Below are 18793 nucleotides of genomic sequence, written 5' to 3' on the forward strand. Positions count from 1 at the left end.
TAGTGAGGCCAAATCCTTAATAGTGGCCTGCGGTAAATGGATTCTCAAAGCTTTCCAATACTTTGATGTAGTTGATTCTTTCAAAAGCGCCGGGATCGGACACATTCTTTTTGCTCATGACGCCTTTAATTTCTTCCAGAGATAGATAGCCGCGAGCGGTTAACCAGTGTTCCAGTCCATCCACGAGTACCTGCAAAAATTGCGGCCCGTTTTTCATCAATGCGGAGGCCACCATGACCGTATCGGCTCCGGCGAGCAGATATTTGATAACTTCCACCGGCGAGTGCACGCCTCGGCTGGCAGCTAACGATGCCTTTAGCTGGCCATGCAATACGGCAATCCATAGCAGCGGCAGTCTGATTTCATCCGGACTGCTGTAGCTGGATCGAGGGTCAACCTGCAATTTATCCAAATCAAAATCCGGTTGATAAAAGCGGTTGAATAAAACCAGGGCGTCGGCTCCTGTCTCATCCAGGCGTTTTGCCATATTGCCGATGGCACTGAAAAAAGGGCTTAACTTAACCGCTACCGGTATTGTGACCGCTTTTTTGACGGATTTTAATATTTCAAAATAGCGTTGTTCAATTTCTTGAGCGGTTAAGTTGATATCCGTGGGTAAAAAGTAAATATTTAATTCCAGCGCGTGGGCGCCGGCATCTTGAATAAGCTTTGCATAATCAATCCAGCCACTGTTGGTGATGCCGTTCAGGCTCCCTATAATCGGAATATCGGTGCTTTCTACCGCTTTTCTGATATTGTTGAGGTAGCGGTCAGAATCTTTAGGGGCATCGGAAATATGCGGAAAAAAATTAAGTGATTCGGCAAAGCTGTCCGAGCCTGATTCCAGGAAAAAATCGAACGCATCGTTTTCCCGGCGAATCTGTTCTTCAAACAAGGAATGCAAGACAATAGCCGAGGCCCCTGAATCTTCGAGTGTCTTGATTCCGGCTAGAGAATCGGATAAAGGGCAGGAAGACACCACAATCGGGTGTTTTAAAGTTAGTCCCATGTAACGTGTGGATAAGTCCATACAGGTTGCCTCTACTCGGAAAAGGTGGCGTCGGGATGAAACTGGCTACCTTTGCGGGTTGCCATTTGTTCGTAAATATCCCATTTCTGGTTAACCAGCTGTTGGGCCAGTTCTAGCATCCTATCCGCTTCATCCGGATTGGTGCGTTGCAGCATTTTGTAGCGTAATTCATTGTAAGCATAATCTTTAAAAGCTCTGCGAGGTCTAGGCGAATCCAGTACGAAGGGGTTTTTATCCGCCTGCCTGAGTGCCGGGTTGTAACGGACTAATGGCCAATAGCCGGTAGCGGTGGCCAGCGCTTGTTGTTTCAAGCCGTTTTGCATGTTAATACCATGCGCAATGCAGTGGCTGTAAGCCAGAATCAATGAGGGCCCCGGATAAGCTTCCGCTTCACGCATGGCCAATAGTGTTTGTTGCGGATTGGCTCCCATTGCGATACGGGCAACATAGACATTGCCATAGGAGATGCCCTGCAGTGCGATATCCTTTTTGGCAACGGTCTTTCCGGCGGCGGCAAATTTTGCTACTGCGCCCAAGGGCGTGGATTTGGACATTTGGCCCCCGGTATTCGAATAAACTTCGGTGTCCATAACCAATACATTGACATCCCGGCCGCTGGCCAGAATATGATCGAGTCCCGCCGAGCCGATGTCATAAGCCCAGCCGTCGCCACCCACAATCCAGATGCTGCGGCGTACCAGATGATCGGCCACCGATAACAGATCACGAGCAGGCTCTGTATCCAGATGCAATAACACAGCTTTTAATTCAGCGACGCGTTCGCGTTGTAAGCGAATTTCAGATTCTGTTTTCTGTTTGGCGTTGGTGATGTCGCGGATAAATCCGGCGCCCAATTCCGCTTCAAACTGGCGGGTGAGTTGAACCGCAAGATCATGGTGTTTGTCCGCAGTCAACCGAAATCCGAAGCCGAATTCAGCGTTATCTTCAAATAATGAATTTGACCAGGCAGGGCCTCTGCCTTCATGATTTTTCGTCCAGGGTGTGGTCGGTAAATTCCCCCCGTAGATTGAAGAGCAGCCGGTCGCATTGGCTACGATCAGGCGGTCACCAAACAATTGCGAGATGAGTTTGACATAAGGGGTTTCTCCGCAGCCCGCACAGGCACCCGAGAATTCAAAAAGGGGTTCCAGGAATTGAGCGCCGCGTATGGAAGAAAAATCGACTCTGGCTCTATCGTTGACCGGTAAGGTTTCAAAAAAGCTGATGTTTTCTTTCTCAGACACCATGAGTGGTTCTTTATCTTTCATGTTGATCGCCTTAACGCCGCTCTCCTTAAGACTTAAGGCCGGGCAAACGCTGACGCAGAGATTGCAGCCGGTGCAATCTTCCAGATAGATTTGTAAGGTGTAGCGGGTTTCGGGAAAACCGCGCGCACTGATAGGCGCCGATTTGAAACTTGCCGGAGCTACATCCAGCGCGCTTTGATGATAAAACTTGGCTCGGATGACGGAATGTGGACAGACAAAACTGCAGTTGCCGCATTGTATGCAAAGTTCCGGTTTCCACTCAGGGACAAAATCGGAAACATTGCGTTTTTCCCAAGCCGTCGTGCCCGATGGGTAAGTGCCGTCTATCGGCATTTCGCTGACGGCCAGGTCATCCCCTAAACCGGCAATCATTTTTGCGGTAACGTTTTGCACAAATTCCGGTGCCTCGACAGGAATAATAGGCGGCATTGCCAGTGTGCTCGTCGCTGTCTCAGGAACCGTGACCTGATATAAATGCGCCAGTGTCTGGTCCACGGCGGCGTAGTTCTTTAAAACAATTTCCTCGCCTTTTCTGCTGTAGGTTTTTTTAATCGCTTCTTTAATTTTGGCGATGGCCTCAGTTCTGGGCAAAACCCCGGAAAGAGCAAAAAAACAGGTCTGCAGTATGGTGTTGACACGGCTGCCCATGCCGCTTTCGCGTGCTACGGTGGTGGCATCGATGACATAAAAGGACACTTTTTTGCCGATAATCTTGTCTTGCACATAGCGGGGCAAATGCTGCCAGACCTCTTCAGCAGAGAAAGGGCAATTTAAAAGAAAGACCGAGCCTTCTGCAGCTTTTGCCAAAATGTCAGTTTTGAACAGAAAATTGAATTGATGACACCCGATGAATTGTGCCGATTGGACAAGATAGGGCGCGTGAATCGGATCAGGGCCGAAACGTAAATGCGATACTGTTTGAGAGCCTGATTTCTTTGAATCATAGACAAAATAACCCTGAGCGAAAAAGTCAGGGATATCGCCGATGATTTTGATGGTGTTCTTATTGGCGCCAACCGTACCATCGGCACCCAAACCATAAAATAATGCCGAGATGACATTGTCCGGATCAATATTAAAACCCGGGTCATAGTCGAGGCTGGTATGGCCGACATCGTCGTTGATGCCTATCGTAAAGCGGTGCTTGGGCTTGTCTTTGCTAAGCTCGTCAAAAATGCCTTTCACCATGGCCGGAGTGAATTCTTTGGAGGACAGGCCATAACGGCCTCCGATGGTCCGGGGCAGGTTGGCTAATTCATCGGTAGTGAAGGCTTCTGTCAAGGTGTTAATAACATCATGAAGCAAAGGTTCACCGGTAGATCCGGGTGTTTTACAACGGTCCAGCACTGCAACTTTAAGGGTGGTGCCGGGTACAACCGCTAAAAACGCTTTCTCGTCAAAAGGCAGATAGAGGCGCACATGGATCACACCCACTTTTTCGCCGAGATTAACGAGAGCCTTGACGGTTTGTTTGACCGTTTCGGCGGCTGAACCCATGATCACGATAATGCGTTCGGCATCCTCTGCGCCGGAATATTCAAACAATTGATAGTGGCGGCCGGTTAATTCAGCGAATTTGTCCATGGTTTTTTGGACGATGGCCGGTGTTTGCTGATAAAAAGGATTAACCGTTTCACGCGCCTGAAAATAGACATCCGGGTTTTGCGCTGTTCCTCTGATAAACGGATTATCCGGATTCAAGCCTCTGGCTCTGTGTTCCCTGACTTTTATCGGGTCAATCATGGCGCGAATTTGCTGGTCGTCCAGCAATGCGATTTTATTAACTTCGTGAGAAGTACGAAAACCATCGAAAAAGTGAATGAAGGGAATCCGTGCTTCCAGGGTCGCAGCCTGGGCAATCAGAGCCATGTCGTGTGCTTCCTGAACCGAACTGGAGCCTAATTGGGCAAAGCCGGTGTCGCGGACAGCCATCACATCCGAATGGTCACCAAAAATCGACAAGCCTTGAGCGGCCAATGAACGGGCGGCAACATGAAAAACCGTCGAGGTCAGTTCCCCTGCGATCTTGTACATGTTCGGGATCATCAGCAATAAGCCTTGCGATGCGGTGTAAGTCGTCGTCAATGCGCCTGTTTGCAGCGCGCCGTGAACGGCTCCGGCGGCACCGCCTTCGCTCTGCATTTCGGCAATCAGCGGAATATTGCCCCAGATATTGGTTTTGCCTTCGCTCGCCCACTGATCAGCCCATTCGGCCATGGTCGACGAGGGCGTGATAGGATAGATCGCGCAGACTTCATTGGTTCTATAAGCCACATACGCAACCGCTTCATTGCCGTCGACAGTAACCAGTTGTTGTTCAGTCATTGCTTAAGCTCCCTGTTCAGATTGCATTTCTATGGCATGACACGGGCATTGTTCGTAACAGACGGCACACCCGGTACATTTTTCATAATCAAAGCGGTAACGATTTCCGGGGCCCAGTTTGACCACGGCAGTTTCAGGACACGAGCCGTAACAGCCGTCACATTCAAAGCAATTGCCGCAAGAATAGCAGCGCTGCGCTTCAAAAGTGGCATCGGCAGTCGTAAGTCCTGAGACAATTTCAGTGAAGCTTCCGGCGCGTTGCCCGGAGTCCAGAATGCCCTGGGCTTTTTGATCGGCATCCGTCGAATACCAGGTGTGGAGGTGCTCATGGCTGACCAAGTCATGTTTTGGTGGCTGGGTATAGCGGCTGTTGCTTAGCCAGGCATCAATGTGCCGGGCCGCTTTTTTGCCGTGTCCGACGGCGACCGTAACAGTCCGTTCGCTGGGCACCATGTCGCCGCCGGCAAAGATGCCGTTTGATCCGGTTTGCATGGTCGAATCCACGATAACGGTGCCGTCATCTTTATAATCAATTCCAGGCACGGCTTGTAAAAACCCCGTATCCGTTTCCTGTCCGACCGCCAGAATCAGTGAGTCGGCTTCCAATGTATCGTATTGCCCTGTCGGTTGCGGGCGGCCATTCTTGTCAATGGTCATGACCTCAACGGTCAATGATGTCTCATCCATTTCCTTGATCGTCCGCAGCCAGTTGATTTTGACGCCTTCTTCCAGCGCTTCATCCGCTTCGAAATCATGAGCTGGCATATGTTCGCGGTCGCGGCGATAGATAATCAAGGCTTCTTCTGCGCCAAGTCGTTTGGCGGTTCGGGCCGCATCCATTGCGGTATTACCGCCGCCGTATATAGCCACTTTACGGCCTATTTTGGGCGAATTTCCTGCGGCAACCTCACGTAAGAAAGTTACGGCATCCAGCATTTTTGAGGCTTCCCTGGCCGGTATGTCGACGCGTTTGCTTAAATGCGCACCGACAGCAACAAATACCGCGTCAAAATTGCCTTCCTTTTTATCGGCTAAAAGATTATTAACTTTGCGATTAAGGATGATTTCGACGCCTAAAGATTCTATGCGGGCAATTTCCTGATCCAGTTCTTTACGCGGTAAACGGTAGGTCGGAATTCCAAAGCGCATCATACCGCCGGCGACCGGGCCCGCTTCGTAAATGACCGCTTTATGTCCTTTTCTCGCCAAATGATAAGCGGCTGATAAGCCGCTGGGCCCGGCACCGATAATTAACACGCGTTTGCCGCTGGGTGCGGCCTCGGATTCAATGGTCCAGCCTTCGGCTACCGCCATATCGCCGAGAAAGCGTTCAACAGCATGAATGCTGACGGCGCTATCAAAATGTGAACGGTTGCAGCTGGTTTCGCAGGGATGATAGCAGACGCGGCCATGCACAGAGGGCAATGGATTGTCCTGCATGATGACCTGCCAGGCCTGCTTAAAATGACCGGCCTGTACTAAAGCAAGCCAGGCTTGAATGTTTTCACCCGCCGGGCAGGCATTGTTACAAGGTGGTAAAAAGTCTTTGTAAACAGGCCGTTGACTGCGAATGGCACCCGTACCCAATTCGTGACTTTGAAGATTAGCCGGACGCGTGACATCAGAAGGATTCTTGCTCATTAGGTCAGCTCATTTGTTTGATTTGGAGAAAGCAGCTTTAGGAAAAGATTCCATGAAATAGTTTGTTGCGGATAGGGCTAATCAAAGCTGAACCCGGTATTCATTGCCGGTGGACTCGCAATGTTCGATAATTCCCGCAATCAGAGGACCGCTTAAAGATCAACTGAAGAGCAGAAAAACGATAAATTCAGAGGAGAGTTTAATTCATACGAAATGGGAATGTAAGTAACATAAATTATAAGGTTACTTAATTGGACCGCGACTTGATCTGCACTGACGTAGTGTATTAACTTTTCGGCTAAAACAAAGGGTCACTTAGCAAAGGGTTTGCCTGGGTATCCAATTTAAAACAGAGGGGTATAAGTAGTTTGACAGATCAAAATGTCTGTCTATTTTTGTAGTCGATAAAGCAGTATCTCCCACCTGCGCCGTAACACGCTATCGTCCTTGAACCGACGGTTCAAGTGGGAACTCAATCTACTTATCAGGCTCCCCGAATAAACGGGTATGCACACCAATGTAGAAATCAGCTCCCCGGGTAAATATAGGTTCAGGAAACACCCAGCACATCCTCGAACGCTGTAGGAGATACATGGGGTTATTCTAGCGCGTTTCTGAATTTTCCAAAACGTTTTCTATTTTTCCGCTTAATTTGATAAGAGTTTCTGTGAGATTCCTCTCAAGCTCCCGGTTGCGGGTTTCTGCAATGTGTAATTCATGCGCCAGATTAAGGGCAGCCATTACGGCTATTCTGTCCGTACCGACCACTTTGCCGGAATCTCTGATTTTGCGCATCTGATTGTCGAGTTGCCGGGCTGACTCAAGCAGGCCGGTTTGTTCTTCAGGTGCGCAGGCAATTTTATATTCTTTGCTCAGAATGTTGATGGTAATTGCTGATACATTTTTGTTCATGCGCCGTGCTCCATTGCTTTTAACCGGGATATCATAGCTTCGACCCGGGTTCTGGCCAGGCTGGTTTTTTCGAGTAATTTGGCTTTTTGACGAACCAGTTCTTCTTGTTTGATTTTGAGCGAGTTATTTTCGTTTTTTAATGAATTGTATTGCTCTATTAGTTGATCCAGCTTGTCTTCCAGATCTTTCAATTCAAGAGACTGAACATTTTCAGGATGTGTCATGGCAGTGATTGTCTGTAAAGCTTGGAAAAAAAGTAATATACCGTCTCAATTACTACACGAGACTAATTCGGCACTCAAGCCGATCAAAGGAAGTCTATGGTAACAAAATTATGGCTTTTCAAGTATCATTCGTAAGAAAATCAAGTGCATTTTAGTTTAGCCCTACTGCCAATCACTACCTATGGATTATCACGTTTTTGAATCTCTTTTTGTCGCTTCCGGCACCCATTGCTCGGTCGCCGAGGCTCATGGCCTGGCAACCGGAATGTTATGTGTTGATGAGCGTGCGGACGCGGCCAATTGGTTAACCGAATTGTTTGATGCGGATGCAGACAGCGATTCTTCGGCTTTCAACAAATTTTTTGAAGCTACCCGCGCATCGATAACCAGCGACGACTACCGTTTTGACTTGTTGTTGCCGGATGACCTAGATGATCTTGAAGAACAGGTCGAGGCCCTACGCGATTGGTGTCAGGGTTTCTTGTTTGGCGTCGGTTATTCCGGAGGCTCAGGTGCCTGGCCTGGAGAAATCAGTGAAATTCTGAAGGATATTGTTGAAATTACCAAAATCGAAGCTGGACAATACAGCAGTGCTGATGCCGATCAAGAGGATCTGGACGCAAAAGCCGAAGAAGACAAGGCTGCTTTCATAGAAATTAACGAGTATCTTCGTGCCTCGGTTTATATGATACGCGAAGAATTTCTCAGTCGGGCTGAAAGCGCTACCCATTGAAGTAAGTCAGACGCTTGGTATTCTGCTGATACCCTGGATGAAACTCAGGCCGCTTGGCCGGACTTTATTCAGGAAAAACGACCGGATTATTACAGGTACCGTCATTAACCCCCCTCATGACAATTAACTAAATGAAACAAGTTGAATTTAAAAAACGCCGCAAGCATTTGATGAAGCGGATCGGTCAGGGAAATATCGGGCTGATAGGCAGTGCGTCCGAACAGAAACGCAATCGTGACGTCAGTTATCCATTTAGACAGGACAGTGATTTTTATTATTTGACGGGGTTCAATGAGCCTGAAGCCTTGGCGGTATTTATTCCCGGAAGACCGCAGGGGGAGTACATCTTGTTCTGCAGGGAATTTGACGAAAAGAAAGCCTTGTGGGAAGGCGCGCATGCCGGATTGATGGGCGCTACTAAAGATTATCAGGCCGATGATGCTTTTCCGATTGATGACATCGATGACATTTTGCCTGGATTGCTGGAAAACAAAGGCAAGGTTTTTTATCCGATGGGACGCGACAGCGACCTTGATCATAGCTTGATGGACTGGATCAATCATTTACGTGGTCAGACCCGGTCAGGCATCAGCGCACCCATGGAGCTGGTGTCGCTGGAACATATTGTTCATGAAATGCGGCTTATAAAAAGCCCTGCCGAGCTTAAGCTTATGCGAAAAGCGGCGGAAATTTCAGCGCAGGCTCATGTCAAGGCCATGCAATTAAGCCGTCCCGGATTATTCGAATATCAAGTCGAAGCTGAAATTGTTCATCATTTCATGATCAACGGTTTAAGAGCAGTGGCTTACCCTTCTATCGTCGCTGCAGGCAAGAATGCCTGCACCTTGCATTACACAGAAAATGCAGATTCGCTTAAAGCCGGCGATTTATTGCTGATCGATGCAGGGGCCGAGTGCGACCATTATGCGGCCGACATCACCCGGACATTCCCGGTGTCAGGGCAATTTAATGAGCCGCAAAAACAGTTGTATCAGTTGGTTTTGGATGCTCAGTATGCGGCCATTGCCGAGATCAAGCCGGGTAATCCCTGGAACATAGCCCATGAGGCTTCAGTCTCGGTCTTGACCAAAGGACTGGTTAAATTAGGCCTGCTTAAAGGCCGGACGGCCAAACTGATTAAAGATGAAGCCTACAAAGCTTTTTACATGCACCGGATCGGCCATTGGCTGGGTATGGATGTACACGATGTCGGCGATTATAAAATCAATGACGAATGGCGAATATTGGAACCGGGCATGGTCTTGACCATTGAGCCGGGTTTGTACATTCCCAGCGACTGCGCGACGGTAGATGAGCAGTGGCGAGGAATCGGCATCCGTATTGAAGACGATGTTTTAGTTACTGAAGACGGCCATGAAATTTTAACCAGTCTGGTGCCCAAGTCCGTTGAAGCGATTGAAGCGCTGATGCAGGCTGCCTGATGAGAAGCGATTACGATGTATTGATTGCCGGAGGGGGGTTAGCCGGTAATTGTCTAGCTCTGGCATTGAAAGATTCCGGCTTGAGTATCGCGATTATCGAGGCGCAAACCCGCAAACAGCTTCATGAATCACCTGCCGGTGACAGAGCGCTGGCGCTGGCGAGCGGAACGGTTGAATTGTTGGGTGACTTGGGCATTTGGCAAGGCATCAGTGAAATGGCCACGCCCATCGTTAATATTCATGTGTCGGATCAGGGGCATTTCGGAAAAACACGGCTGGCCGCTCAAAAAGAAAATGTAGCTGCGCTGGGCTATGTGATACAAGCAAGAGACATAGAAACCCATGTGGCCAAGCTGGTCGATGAGGCTGGTATCACCTTGATTTGCCCGGCACGCGTTGCCGGATTGATGAGCACTGATTTCGACATCGGCGTCAGTGTCAAAGCCGGTAACGAATCCCATGCGTTGACGGCTTCGTTACTGGTAGGCGCAGACGGTGGCAATTCTTCGGTACGCAAGTTGCTAGATATTGATCAAGACATCACCGAATATGGCCAGACCGCTCTGGTTGCCACGATAACCTGCAGTTTGCCGCATCAAAATATCGCCTTCGAACGCTTCACGTCTTCGGGCCCTTTGGCTTTATTGCCTATGAAAGGTCAAACTTGCGCTCTCGTCTGGACGCGCAAACACGAAGAAGCGGAATATCTTAAAGACTGCGGTGAGCAAGAATTTATCGAGCGCTTACACGATTGTTTCGGTTACCGACTGGGTGAATTTAGTTTGTCTGAACCGAGGCGGGCATTTCCGTTAAGCCTGATTCGTGCCGAAGCGATGGTTTCCGGGCGAGCAGTCATCATCGGCAATGCGGTTCATCAATTGCATCCTGTTGCGGGGCAGGGATTTAATCTGGGTTTGAGGGATGTGGTTCAGCTGGCTGACACGCTGCTACATCAAATTGAGATAAACGGAGATATCGGTGATCCGGACGTACTCAAGAAGTATGCGGATACCCGGCAGCAGGATTTATCAAAAGTGATCGGTTTTACCCACACGCTGGTCAGCGTTTTTTCAAATCAGTGGGCACCGTTAGCGCTGGTCAGAAATCTGGGCTTGGCTTTGCTTGATATTGCCCCTTCGGGAAAAAGCCTGTTGACCCGGCATGCGATGGGCCTGGCAAGTCAATTGCCCCGGCTGGGCAAAAACCGTTGAGCCTGACATGACCCGCAAAACGGGCTAATACCCCAGATTGCCGTTTTGTAGGATGTGGTGAAGATCGAGCCGCATCAAAAAACAATACCGCAAACAAAAACGGGCCCGGCAAACTGTAGGGCGTTTTCGCGATAGCAAAACGCCAACACTCTTTAAAGCTATGGCGGATTGCCTATCGGCGAATCCGCCTTACGGTTAGAGAGATCTGTTAGCGGCTTTTAGGCCAACGATTCGGATTTCGGGCATCATGCAATACCGCCAATACATGAACCAAATTGCTACGCACCACATAAAACAAACCGAATGGAAATCGTGGGATGAGTGCGCGGCGAACCCCTGGAATTATCTCAGCATAAAGTAATGGAGCTTGCTCCAGCCGTTTTAGCTGCAGTTCTATTGCGACAATAAATTCTTCGCCAAGTCCTGAGCTCTTTGACTCATACCATTCTTGGGCTTCGCCCGTTTCACGTAAGGCTCGTGCAGAAAACTTCAGGTGGTACGCCATGAGCCATCTTTTAGGCGTGATTTTACTTGATCCCACGAATAACCAGCCTCTGGGTTCTTCTCAAACTCAATCATGCGCAGTTCCAGTTCGGCTTTAAGCTCCGGTGATACTTCCAAAGCTTCAGGTACTGCGGCAACGCTGTCCCAAATAAGCTCAACGAGCCGAATGCGCTCCTGCACCGGAAGCTCAAGAATATCGGTAATAGAGATATTGTTCATGATAGATACTGTATTCTTTCGTTAAAAATCAAAAGCGAAGTTTACAAGCGACCCGACAACATAGGGTGTTTTCTCGATTGCAAAACGCCAACACTGTTTAAAGCAATGGCGGATTGCCTATCGGCGAATCCGCCTTACGGGTTTGTTAAACGGCTTTCGGTACACGGTCTGACTGACCCACTGATTTATTGAGCTCGCTGAGCTTAGTAAGTGAAATTTGAAATTGACCATTACTTGGTGGTCGTTTATCTTTAAATTGCTCCCATACCAGTGCTCCTGGGCCGTTGTAGACCTCCTCGAATGTTCCGTCAGGTAGTATCTTGATTATGATCGTATGCTGCGGCTGACTTCGGAACGCAACGGTTTTCGATTGCGTAGCCTTGATTTCTACTTGCAAGCCACTTTCTGAAACCGCGTCATGTCCTTTGTTTGATGCTGTTTTAAGTTTAAGATCGTATGCGTCGGCGACCAAACATTCACCCAAACTTCCAACCATGTGTCCATCAGGAGTGAAATGCCTTCCGGGGAACATCCCTTCTAGTTCTTTGACCGTGGCGTATAACTGCTTAACTAGGGCCTGAAATTTATCGTGATCGATCATATATCGTTTAAAAAGTAATTATCTAAGTTATTGCTAAAGTACGTTTCTTTTCGTCTTACTGTCAACAACAAGCTCCAACACCCGATTTTCTCAACCATTTAATTGACCTTTTACGCTCCTTAAACAGATCGGTATATCTTCAGAGAGAAAGGATGAGCAAAAAACCTCATCGTTCGCGTTATTCTCCAAGCAGATAACTTCGGAGGTTTCACCGTGAGCCATATCTTTTGCGGGCGCCTCCTTGCCCGATAATTTCAATCATTTCGACTATTTTGAAACGTTTTAACGGCGCTTTTCAGGTTGAAGTCTTTTTGATTGAGCATTTAAATTTTCCGTCTTGTTGGGCTTCTGGTATATTCCGCAGTGTTTGTAAGATTTATCAACCGGTTTCATAAAGGCAGCTTGGGCTCCCGGAAACGGTGTTGCTCTTACAGTAATTTAACGATAACTCTAATCAGGGGCGAACGATGGCGACCGGAATCTATTTGCTGACAACCGTTTTTGTCGGTTATGTAATTTATGAAGTTCTTGGCGATCAGATCAAAGAGCTTCTGAATAAATTTAAAAAATAATAATAATTAAATTCACGGGGGAACTATGACCGAGGTCTTATTTATACTCACTACTATTTATGTAGCGTACGTTGTTTATTTGGTTGTTGGCGAAAAAATGTCTGATAGTAAATCGGGTGCTGCTGAATCAATCAAATCCAAAGTATCTCAATTGTTTACAGAAAAAAGCGCAGTTCCATCTTCTGTAGCAGCTGATATTCAGCCTGCGGCACAAGTCAGCGAACCCAAGGAGCCCGAAGCGGCAAAAACTGAAAGCGTTGCCGTTGCAGCCAAAGCAGTTCCAACAGCAGAGCAGGTCGCTCCCACTCCAGAACCTGCACCTGCACCTAAAATCGAAGCCAAACCAAAAGCCGAAACCAGAAAACCGGCTACTGCGGCTAAAAAACCAGCGGCAGCAAAAGCCCCGTCTGAAGTGCGAAATCCTGAAACAGGCGAGGTTAATGCGCTGCCAAACAACTACCGTTTTGCAAAACGCTGGATGAAAGATGCTTTGGTTAAAGAGGGTCTTTTACCAAAAGTGTATAAGAATGATGAGTTGGATGAAAAAGCCAATAAAAAAATAAAAACCGCCTTCACTAAGTTCGCCAAACTGGAACAATACCGGGTTTGATTTTAAAAACCGGCCGCTGTTTTATGAGGATTCATGGGTGTTTTGGGTGCTTCCCAATAAGGTGAATCCTTATAGCCACAAGCCCGTTTGATCAGGATTATTCCATCCCCAGTTTTTTGAGGCGGTAGCGGAACGAACGAAAGGATAAACCCAATTGTTTGGCGGCTGCAGTCTTGTTCCAGCGGTTGGAGGTCAGGGCCATGGTAATGGCTTTGCGTTCGATATTTTCCAGATAGTTTTCAAGTGATGTTTCCGCCGGATCGAATTCGGGATAATCCGGTAACACATGTGCTTCTATAGGCAGGTTAAGATCGTCCTCGTCAATCAGTTTGCCGTCGCTTAAAGCAATGGCGCGTTCAATAATATTCTCCAGTTCACGCACATTGCCCGGAAAGGAATAATGCGTTAAGGCTGTGATGGCGGCATCCGAAATTTGGGGTTTCAAATCGCTGTTTTTGGTCAACGCCGTCAAGATAAAGCGCGTCAATTGCTCGATGTCTCCGCTACGCATTCTCAGCGGCGGAACATTAAGATCAATGACATTGATGCGGTAATACAGATCTTGCCGAAAAAGGCCTTCCTGAACCATGACAGCGAGATCGCGGTGGGTGGCGCTCAATAAGCGGATGTCGACGGCAATTTCCTGCTGTTCGCCAACCGGACGCACTTTCTTTTCCTGTATGGCGCGTAACAGTTTGACCTGTAATGCAGGCGGCAAATCAGCAACCTCATCTAAAAACAGCGTCCCGCCTTCGGCCGCCTGAAACAAGCCTATTTTGTCGGCAACTGCGCCGCTGAAACTGCCTTTTTTGTGGCCGAAGAATTCACTTTCCATCAGTTCGGGGGGAATTGCGCCGCAATTGACAGCAATGAAAGGCTTATCGCTGCGCGGGCTCTGTTTATGAATGAGCCTGGCAACCAGTTCTTTGCCGGAGCCTGATTCGCCGCTGATATAGACCGGCGCCTGACTGCGGGCCAGTTTGTCGATTTTGGTTCTTACTGCCCGCATGACAGCGGATTCGCCAATCAGGATTTCTCGGGTTCGTCTGTCTTTGGTGTTGGTTTCAGGGCTTAGCCGCAAAGCTTTGGTGACGATTTGCCTGAGTACAGATAAGTCCACCGGTTTGCTGATAAAGTCGAATGCGCCGGCTTTCATCGCTTTTATCGCTGTATCCATGCTGCCGTAAGCGGTTATCACCGCAATAGGTATGGGTTTTTCCGAGTTTTGCAAATATTCAACCAGTGCCAGACCGTTTCCATCAGGAAGCTTCATATCGGTCAAGCACAGGTCCAGCGTATTTTCTTTCAATGATTGTATGGCTGAGCTGATATTGTCACTGCATATCGTGTCGATGCCCATACGGTTAAGGGTGATGCTGAGCAGTTCGCGAATGTCCGGTTCATCATCAACAACAAGGGCAAGTGGTTTTTTCATATCTCGATTTGCGTGTGTTCTGCATTGAGAAGACTCAGGCGAAAGCAGGATTTTCCGCTTTCCGTTTGCCGGTAACTTAAATTGGCCTGATTGAGTTCGGCCAGTTCTCGCGATATATAGAGGCCAAGGCCCGTTCCGTCAGACGAGGTCGTGAAGAAAGGTTCAAACAAATGCATCTTGTCCCCTGGCGAAATACCGGCTCCCTGATCGATCACTTCTATTTGCCACATGTCATGATGAATGCCTATTTTTAATGTTATCTTGCCCAATTCAGGGCGTCCATATTTTAGGGCATTGAGACACAGATTATCCAAAATTTGTTTTAAATGTCCCGGATCAATCAATGCATTGGCTGGTTTTGTTTCAATGGCAATATGAAAAGCATCACCCTGGATGCCCTGTTCCAAAACAAAGTTTGCAAGGTAATCGTTAAGCCATTTGGACAGCTCGATTTTTTTGCGCAGCGAGGCGTTTCTTTTCGATAACTGAAGTATATCTTCTATGATCCGGTTTACCCGTTGGCTGTGCTGTTGGATGATTTCGGTCAAACGTTTGTCAACGGGAGGTAAATCGGGATTTTCCGACAGCAACTGGCCGGCATGGCTGATAGCGCCGAGAGGGTTACGGATTTCGTGTGCGATACTGGCGGTCAGTTGACCCAGCGAAGCCAGTTTGCTCTGTTGTAGCCGCTGGTTATATAAAGCGATGTCTTCCAGTATGATCATGTGAAAGGTTTCATGCTGGGTTGGCAACAGCATCAAACGGATCTGAATTTCGGTCTGGTTATCCATCATAATCAGGGCAAAGTCTTGTTCAGGATCGTCCAGCCAGTGTTCGTAAGCCTGTTTAAGTGATTCAGACAGATCATCCAGATGGTGAGGCATTTGCGTATGATGCGTGAGCTTTAAGGCGGCGCCGTTGCTCATCTGAATTTGCCGGTTGGTATCCATGATGATGATGCCGGACTGTAAATGCTGGATGATGTATCGATTGAGTTCTTCAAGGGTATGAATCGTCAGTTGTTGCTGATGGGCAAGCTGAACCGTTTTTTCGGTTCTTTGAGCCAGGATATAGGACAGTAAGGCGATGGTAAAAAATGAAGCGCCCAACATCCCTGCATAGGTATAGGAACTGGTTTCGGTAAAATGGGTTTGAACGGAATAAACCTGTTCTGCCAGCACGGCAAGACTGGCTATGGCGGCAAACAACATGGCGCAACGTCCGCCGATCAACAGTCCTCCGGATGCAATCGAGACAGCCAGCAGAACGCCCACGCCGCTGCTGATACCTCCGCAGGCATGCATGATCAGGGTTAACAGCACTATGTCAGTGAAAATTAAGATTTGCGCCTGAGCTGAGTATGCCGTCAGCCGCCTGAAAACGCAGATACCTGAGCCAACGGTGATAAACAGATAACAGAGACTGCTGTAGACAAACAATAATTGATCATGGGAGCCGAGTATGGAAGGTCCGACCCGGCTGTAAAACAGCATAATGAATACGCCGCCCAGAACAAAGCGATACACGAGATAAACTTTTAACAGTAGCCAGGCTTGCTGACTGGGTATGCCGTAGTTTTTTGAAAAAGGGCAGGGATAAATATTTTCTTGCGTATTTTCAGACATAAACTTTATAAAACATGGCGTTTTGCCGCGACTTGGTTAAAATAACGTTCATATTTTTCGAAAAGAAGCCAGAAGTAGGAGTAACAAATGATAAGCATGACAATTCTGTACTGATCATCAATAGTCAGAACATGCATCCTCCAACGTCCCTTAATATGAAGCGGCCTTGTTTGATCTTAGCGCTCAAATAGTGAAATCTGTACTGGGTAAATTGAGGTTATTGATTAATCGTATCAATAACCTATTGTTATTGCCTGCTTCTGCATCTTTAAAAAAGCCAGCCGCTGCTGACGCACAATTGTTTAATCATAGCACCGTTGTTTTAGAATGAGAGACTTCGGGCTATCCAAAGTTTTACCCAACCAGGAAATAAACTATGAATATTCATGAATATCAAGCCAAACAATTGTTCAAGCTTTACGGTATTGCCGTTCCTGATGGATTGCCGGCCGAATCACCTGTGCATGCCGAGCAAGTCGCACGGGAACTGGGCGGGAGTGCCTGGGCTGTCAAGGCGCAGGTTCATGCCGGAGGAAGGGGCAAAGCGGGTGGTGTCACGATAGCCAAAAGCTATGACGATATAGTCGAGTTCAGCCGTAAAATTCTGGGCACTCAGTTGGTGACTAAACAGACCGGACCCGAGGGTCTTCCGGTTGAAATGGTATTCGTTGAAAAAACCAGTCAAATTGACAAAGAATTTTACCTCAGTTGTCTGGTCGACAGAGGCAGCGAGCGGGTTATTTTTATTGCATCTTCTGCCGGAGGCATGGATATAGAAGAGGTGGCGGAAACGTCGCCGGATCAAATCGTGACCTTTGAGGTCAGTCCGGCCGCAGGGCTTCAGCCTTACCAATGCCGCAATGTAGCTTTTGCGTTCGGGTTTAAAGGGGATCAGCTCAAGAAACTCGAAAAAATCATGTCCGGCATGTACGCGCTGTTACTGGAAAAAGACGCAAATCAAATTGAAATCAATCCTCTGGTGACAACCGATACCGGCGACCTGCTGGCATTGGATGCCAAAATCAATTTTGATGACAATGCCCTGGCGGCTCATGCCGATATCACGGCGATGCGCGACGCAGGACAGGAAGATGAGAAAGAACATAAGGCTCAACAACATGGGCTCAATTACATCACCCTGGATGGGACTATCGGCTGTATGGTAAACGGTGCAGGACTGGCCATGGCCACCATGGATCTGGTCAAATTGAAAGGCGGGAAACCGGCCAACTTTCTGGATGTGGGCGGTGGCGCCAGCACTGAGCGGGTAGCCGAAGCGTTCAAACTTATTTTATCGGACAAAAATGTTAAAGCGGTTTTAGTGAACATTTTTGGCGGCATCGTCAAATGCGACATTATCGCTGAAGGTATTTTGGCGGCGGTTAAAGAAGTGGGAGTTAACGTGCCGGTTGTCGTCAGGCTGGAAGGCACCAACGCTCCGGCAGGAAGAAAAATACTCAGTGAATCAGGACTTAATCTAATCGCAGCCGAAGATCTTGCCGTTGCTGCAGAACAAATTGTCGCTTTGGCGGAGGGTGTATGAGCATATTAATCAATAAAGCAACAAAAGTTATCTGCCAGGGATTTACCGGTAAGCAAGGAACTTTTCACTCACAGCAGACGCTGGATTATGGGACTCAACTGGTCGGTGGTGTAACGCCGGGCCGTGGCGGGGACACTCACCTGGGCTTGCCGGTTTTCGACTCCGTTGAGCAAGCGGTGCAAACCACCGGTGCGGAAGCTAGCGTAATTTATGTGCCGCCTTTTTATGCGGCTGACGCGATTCTTGAAGCCTTTGATGCCGGTATCAAAGTCATTGTCTGTATCACCGAAGGCATACCGATGCTGCATATGTTACGCGTCAAAGCGGCTATGGCAGGAGCCGACACGGTTTTGATCGGGCCTAATTGTCCAGGTGTCATCACACCCGGCGAATGCAAAATCGGTATTATGCCGGGATTCATTCATCAGCCTGGTAAGGTCGGTATTGTTTCGCGTTCCGGAACATTGACTTACGAAGCGGTACATCAAACTACGCGTGAAGGTTTGGGGCAAAGTACCTGTGTCGGCATAGGCGGCGATCCCATTCATGGTATGAATTTCATTGACGTGATCAGCCGTTTTCAGGCCGATGATGCAACACAGGGTATTGTCATGGTTGGTGAAATCGGCGGTAGCGAAGAAGAAGATGCGGCCGAGTATATTAAAGCCCATGTCACCAAACCTGTTGTCGGCTATATTGCCGGCCAAACCGCGCCTCCCGGCAAACGCATGGGTCATGCAGGCGCTATCGTGACCGGCGGCAAAGGCACTGCCGGCGGTAAAATTGCTGCGATGAAAGCAGCCGGTGTCGACGTGGTCAGTTCGCCAACCGATATTGGTGTGGCAATGAAAAAAGCGTTGGGTTAAAAACGGTATCTTAGTAGTCCGAAAGCAATGAA

The 18793-nt window shown here is 48.2% G+C and carries 16 protein-coding genes and 1 other RNA gene; 6 read left to right on the forward strand and 11 right to left on the reverse strand.

What is annotated here, in order from left to right:
• Positions 1-16: 16 nt before the first annotated feature.
• The 6 genes from GO003_RS07535 to GO003_RS07560 all read right to left on the reverse strand — a co-directional run bounded on the left by GO003_RS07535 (position 17) and on the right by GO003_RS07560 (position 7400).
• The gene (locus tag GO003_RS07535; protein ID WP_159653715.1) at positions 17-1030 is read right to left on the reverse strand and encodes a dihydroorotate dehydrogenase-like protein; all 1014 of its coding nucleotides are present in this window, start codon (positions 1028-1030) and stop codon (positions 17-19) included.
• A gap of 11 nt (positions 1031-1041) precedes the next feature.
• A complete protein-coding gene (gene nifJ, locus GO003_RS07540; protein WP_159653713.1) occupies positions 1042-4623 on the reverse strand; it encodes a pyruvate:ferredoxin (flavodoxin) oxidoreductase in 3582 nt (1193 codons plus the stop codon).
• Positions 4624-4626: 3 nt separating this feature from the next.
• Positions 4627-6264: an NAD(P)-binding protein gene (locus GO003_RS07545; RefSeq protein WP_159653711.1), complete on the reverse strand. Its 1638-nt coding sequence runs from the start codon at positions 6262-6264 to the stop codon at positions 4627-4629.
• 412 nt (positions 6265-6676) lie between these two features.
• A non-coding RNA gene (gene ssrS / locus GO003_RS07550) (6S RNA) lies at positions 6677-6855 on the reverse strand.
• A gap of 12 nt (positions 6856-6867) precedes the next feature.
• Positions 6868-7176, reverse strand: coding sequence for a cell division protein ZapA (locus GO003_RS07555; protein ID WP_159653709.1), 309 nt, complete (start codon positions 7174-7176; stop codon positions 6868-6870).
• Positions 7173-7400 carry a TIGR02449 family protein gene (locus GO003_RS07560; RefSeq protein ID WP_159653707.1) on the reverse strand — a complete coding sequence of 76 codons (228 nt, stop codon included), beginning with the start codon at positions 7398-7400 and terminating at the stop codon, positions 7173-7175. Before GO003_RS07560 ends, GO003_RS07555 begins: the two co-directional genes overlap by 4 nt.
• 181 nt (positions 7401-7581) lie before the next feature.
• Here GO003_RS07560 and GO003_RS07565 point away from each other — a divergent pair, with 181 nt between their 5' ends.
• The 3 genes from GO003_RS07565 (at position 7582) to ubiH (ending at position 10786) form a co-directional block, all read left to right on the forward strand.
• Positions 7582-8133 (forward strand): UPF0149 family protein, encoded by a 552-nt coding sequence (locus GO003_RS07565; protein ID WP_159653705.1) that lies wholly within the window; start codon positions 7582-7584, stop codon positions 8131-8133.
• A 131-nt stretch (positions 8134-8264) separates the two neighbouring features.
• Complete coding sequence (gene pepP, locus GO003_RS07570; RefSeq protein WP_159653703.1) at positions 8265-9575, forward strand: Xaa-Pro aminopeptidase; 1311 nt, start codon at positions 8265-8267, stop codon at positions 9573-9575.
• Positions 9575-10786: a 2-octaprenyl-6-methoxyphenyl hydroxylase gene (ubiH, locus tag GO003_RS07575; RefSeq protein ID WP_159653701.1), complete on the forward strand. Its 1212-nt coding sequence runs from the start codon at positions 9575-9577 to the stop codon at positions 10784-10786. The genes pepP and ubiH overlap by 1 nt, the downstream gene beginning before the upstream one ends.
• Positions 10787-10994: 208 nt before the next feature.
• Here ubiH and GO003_RS07580 read toward each other — a convergent pair whose 3' ends face one another.
• The 3 genes from GO003_RS07580 to GO003_RS07590 all read right to left on the reverse strand — a co-directional run bounded on the left by GO003_RS07580 (position 10995) and on the right by GO003_RS07590 (position 12110).
• Positions 10995-11291 (reverse strand): type II toxin-antitoxin system RelE/ParE family toxin, encoded by a 297-nt coding sequence (locus GO003_RS07580; protein WP_159653699.1) that lies wholly within the window; start codon positions 11289-11291, stop codon positions 10995-10997.
• Complete coding sequence (locus GO003_RS07585; RefSeq protein ID WP_159653697.1) at positions 11276-11509, reverse strand: addiction module protein; 234 nt, start codon at positions 11507-11509, stop codon at positions 11276-11278. The genes GO003_RS07580 and GO003_RS07585 overlap by 16 nt, the downstream gene beginning before the upstream one ends.
• Positions 11510-11654: 145 nt before the next feature.
• Entirely contained in the window at positions 11655-12110 is a 456-nt protein-coding gene (locus GO003_RS07590; RefSeq protein WP_159653695.1) for a DUF6998 domain-containing protein, read from the reverse strand.
• A 669-nt stretch (positions 12111-12779) separates the two neighbouring features.
• Between GO003_RS07590 and GO003_RS07595 the strand changes: the two genes are divergently transcribed.
• On the forward strand, positions 12780-13292 hold the full coding sequence (locus tag GO003_RS07595; RefSeq protein ID WP_231088862.1) for a hypothetical protein: 513 nt from the start codon (positions 12780-12782) through the stop codon (positions 13290-13292).
• A 97-nt stretch (positions 13293-13389) separates the two neighbouring features.
• Here GO003_RS07595 and GO003_RS07600 read toward each other — a convergent pair whose 3' ends face one another.
• Positions 13390-14727: a sigma-54-dependent transcriptional regulator gene (locus tag GO003_RS07600; protein ID WP_159653691.1), complete on the reverse strand. Its 1338-nt coding sequence runs from the start codon at positions 14725-14727 to the stop codon at positions 13390-13392.
• A complete protein-coding gene (locus GO003_RS07605; protein ID WP_159653689.1) occupies positions 14724-16352 on the reverse strand; it encodes a sensor histidine kinase in 1629 nt (542 codons plus the stop codon). Before GO003_RS07605 ends, GO003_RS07600 begins: the two co-directional genes overlap by 4 nt.
• A 376-nt stretch (positions 16353-16728) precedes the next feature.
• Between GO003_RS07605 and sucC the strand changes: the two genes are divergently transcribed.
• On the forward strand, positions 16729-17895 hold the full coding sequence (sucC, locus tag GO003_RS07610) for an ADP-forming succinate--CoA ligase subunit beta (protein ID WP_159653687.1): 1167 nt from the start codon (positions 16729-16731) through the stop codon (positions 17893-17895).
• A complete protein-coding gene (sucD, locus tag GO003_RS07615) occupies positions 17892-18761 on the forward strand; it encodes a succinate--CoA ligase subunit alpha (protein ID WP_159653685.1) in 870 nt (289 codons plus the stop codon). Before sucC ends, sucD begins: the two co-directional genes overlap by 4 nt.
• Positions 18762-18793 lie beyond the last annotated feature (32 nt).

It is taken from the genome of Methylicorpusculum oleiharenae (assembly GCF_009828925.2).
In the GTDB taxonomy this organism is placed as follows: Bacteria; Pseudomonadota; Gammaproteobacteria; order Methylococcales; family Methylomonadaceae; genus Methylicorpusculum; species Methylicorpusculum oleiharenae.

Coding starts and splice junctions, on each gene's coding strand:
- GO003_RS07585 (WP_159653697.1), bottom strand. CDS start 11,509: ATGAACAATATCTCTATTACCGATATTCTTGAGCTTCCGGTGCAGGAG.
- GO003_RS07535 (WP_159653715.1), bottom strand. CDS start 1,030: ATGGACTTATCCACACGTTACATGGGACTAACTTTAAAACACCCGATT.
- pepP (WP_159653703.1), top strand. CDS start 8,265: ATGAAACAAGTTGAATTTAAAAAACGCCGCAAGCATTTGATGAAGCGG.
- GO003_RS07580 (WP_159653699.1), bottom strand. CDS start 11,291: ATGGCGTACCACCTGAAGTTTTCTGCACGAGCCTTACGTGAAACGGGC.
- nifJ (WP_159653713.1), bottom strand. CDS start 4,623: ATGACTGAACAACAACTGGTTACTGTCGACGGCAATGAAGCGGTTGCG.
- GO003_RS07555 (WP_159653709.1), bottom strand. CDS start 7,176: ATGAACAAAAATGTATCAGCAATTACCATCAACATTCTGAGCAAAGAA.
- GO003_RS07605 (WP_159653689.1), bottom strand. CDS start 16,352: ATGTCTGAAAATACGCAAGAAAATATTTATCCCTGCCCTTTTTCAAAA.
- sucD (WP_159653685.1), top strand. CDS start 17,892: ATGAGCATATTAATCAATAAAGCAACAAAAGTTATCTGCCAGGGATTT.
- GO003_RS07560 (WP_159653707.1), bottom strand. CDS start 7,400: ATGACACATCCTGAAAATGTTCAGTCTCTTGAATTGAAAGATCTGGAA.
- GO003_RS07595 (WP_231088862.1), top strand. CDS start 12,780: ATGTCTGATAGTAAATCGGGTGCTGCTGAATCAATCAAATCCAAAGTA.
- sucC (WP_159653687.1), top strand. CDS start 16,729: ATGAATATTCATGAATATCAAGCCAAACAATTGTTCAAGCTTTACGGT.
- GO003_RS07565 (WP_159653705.1), top strand. CDS start 7,582: ATGGATTATCACGTTTTTGAATCTCTTTTTGTCGCTTCCGGCACCCAT.
- GO003_RS07600 (WP_159653691.1), bottom strand. CDS start 14,727: ATGAAAAAACCACTTGCCCTTGTTGTTGATGATGAACCGGACATTCGC.
- GO003_RS07590 (WP_159653695.1), bottom strand. CDS start 12,110: ATGATCGATCACGATAAATTTCAGGCCCTAGTTAAGCAGTTATACGCC.
- GO003_RS07545 (WP_159653711.1), bottom strand. CDS start 6,264: ATGAGCAAGAATCCTTCTGATGTCACGCGTCCGGCTAATCTTCAAAGT.
- ubiH (WP_159653701.1), top strand. CDS start 9,575: ATGAGAAGCGATTACGATGTATTGATTGCCGGAGGGGGGTTAGCCGGT.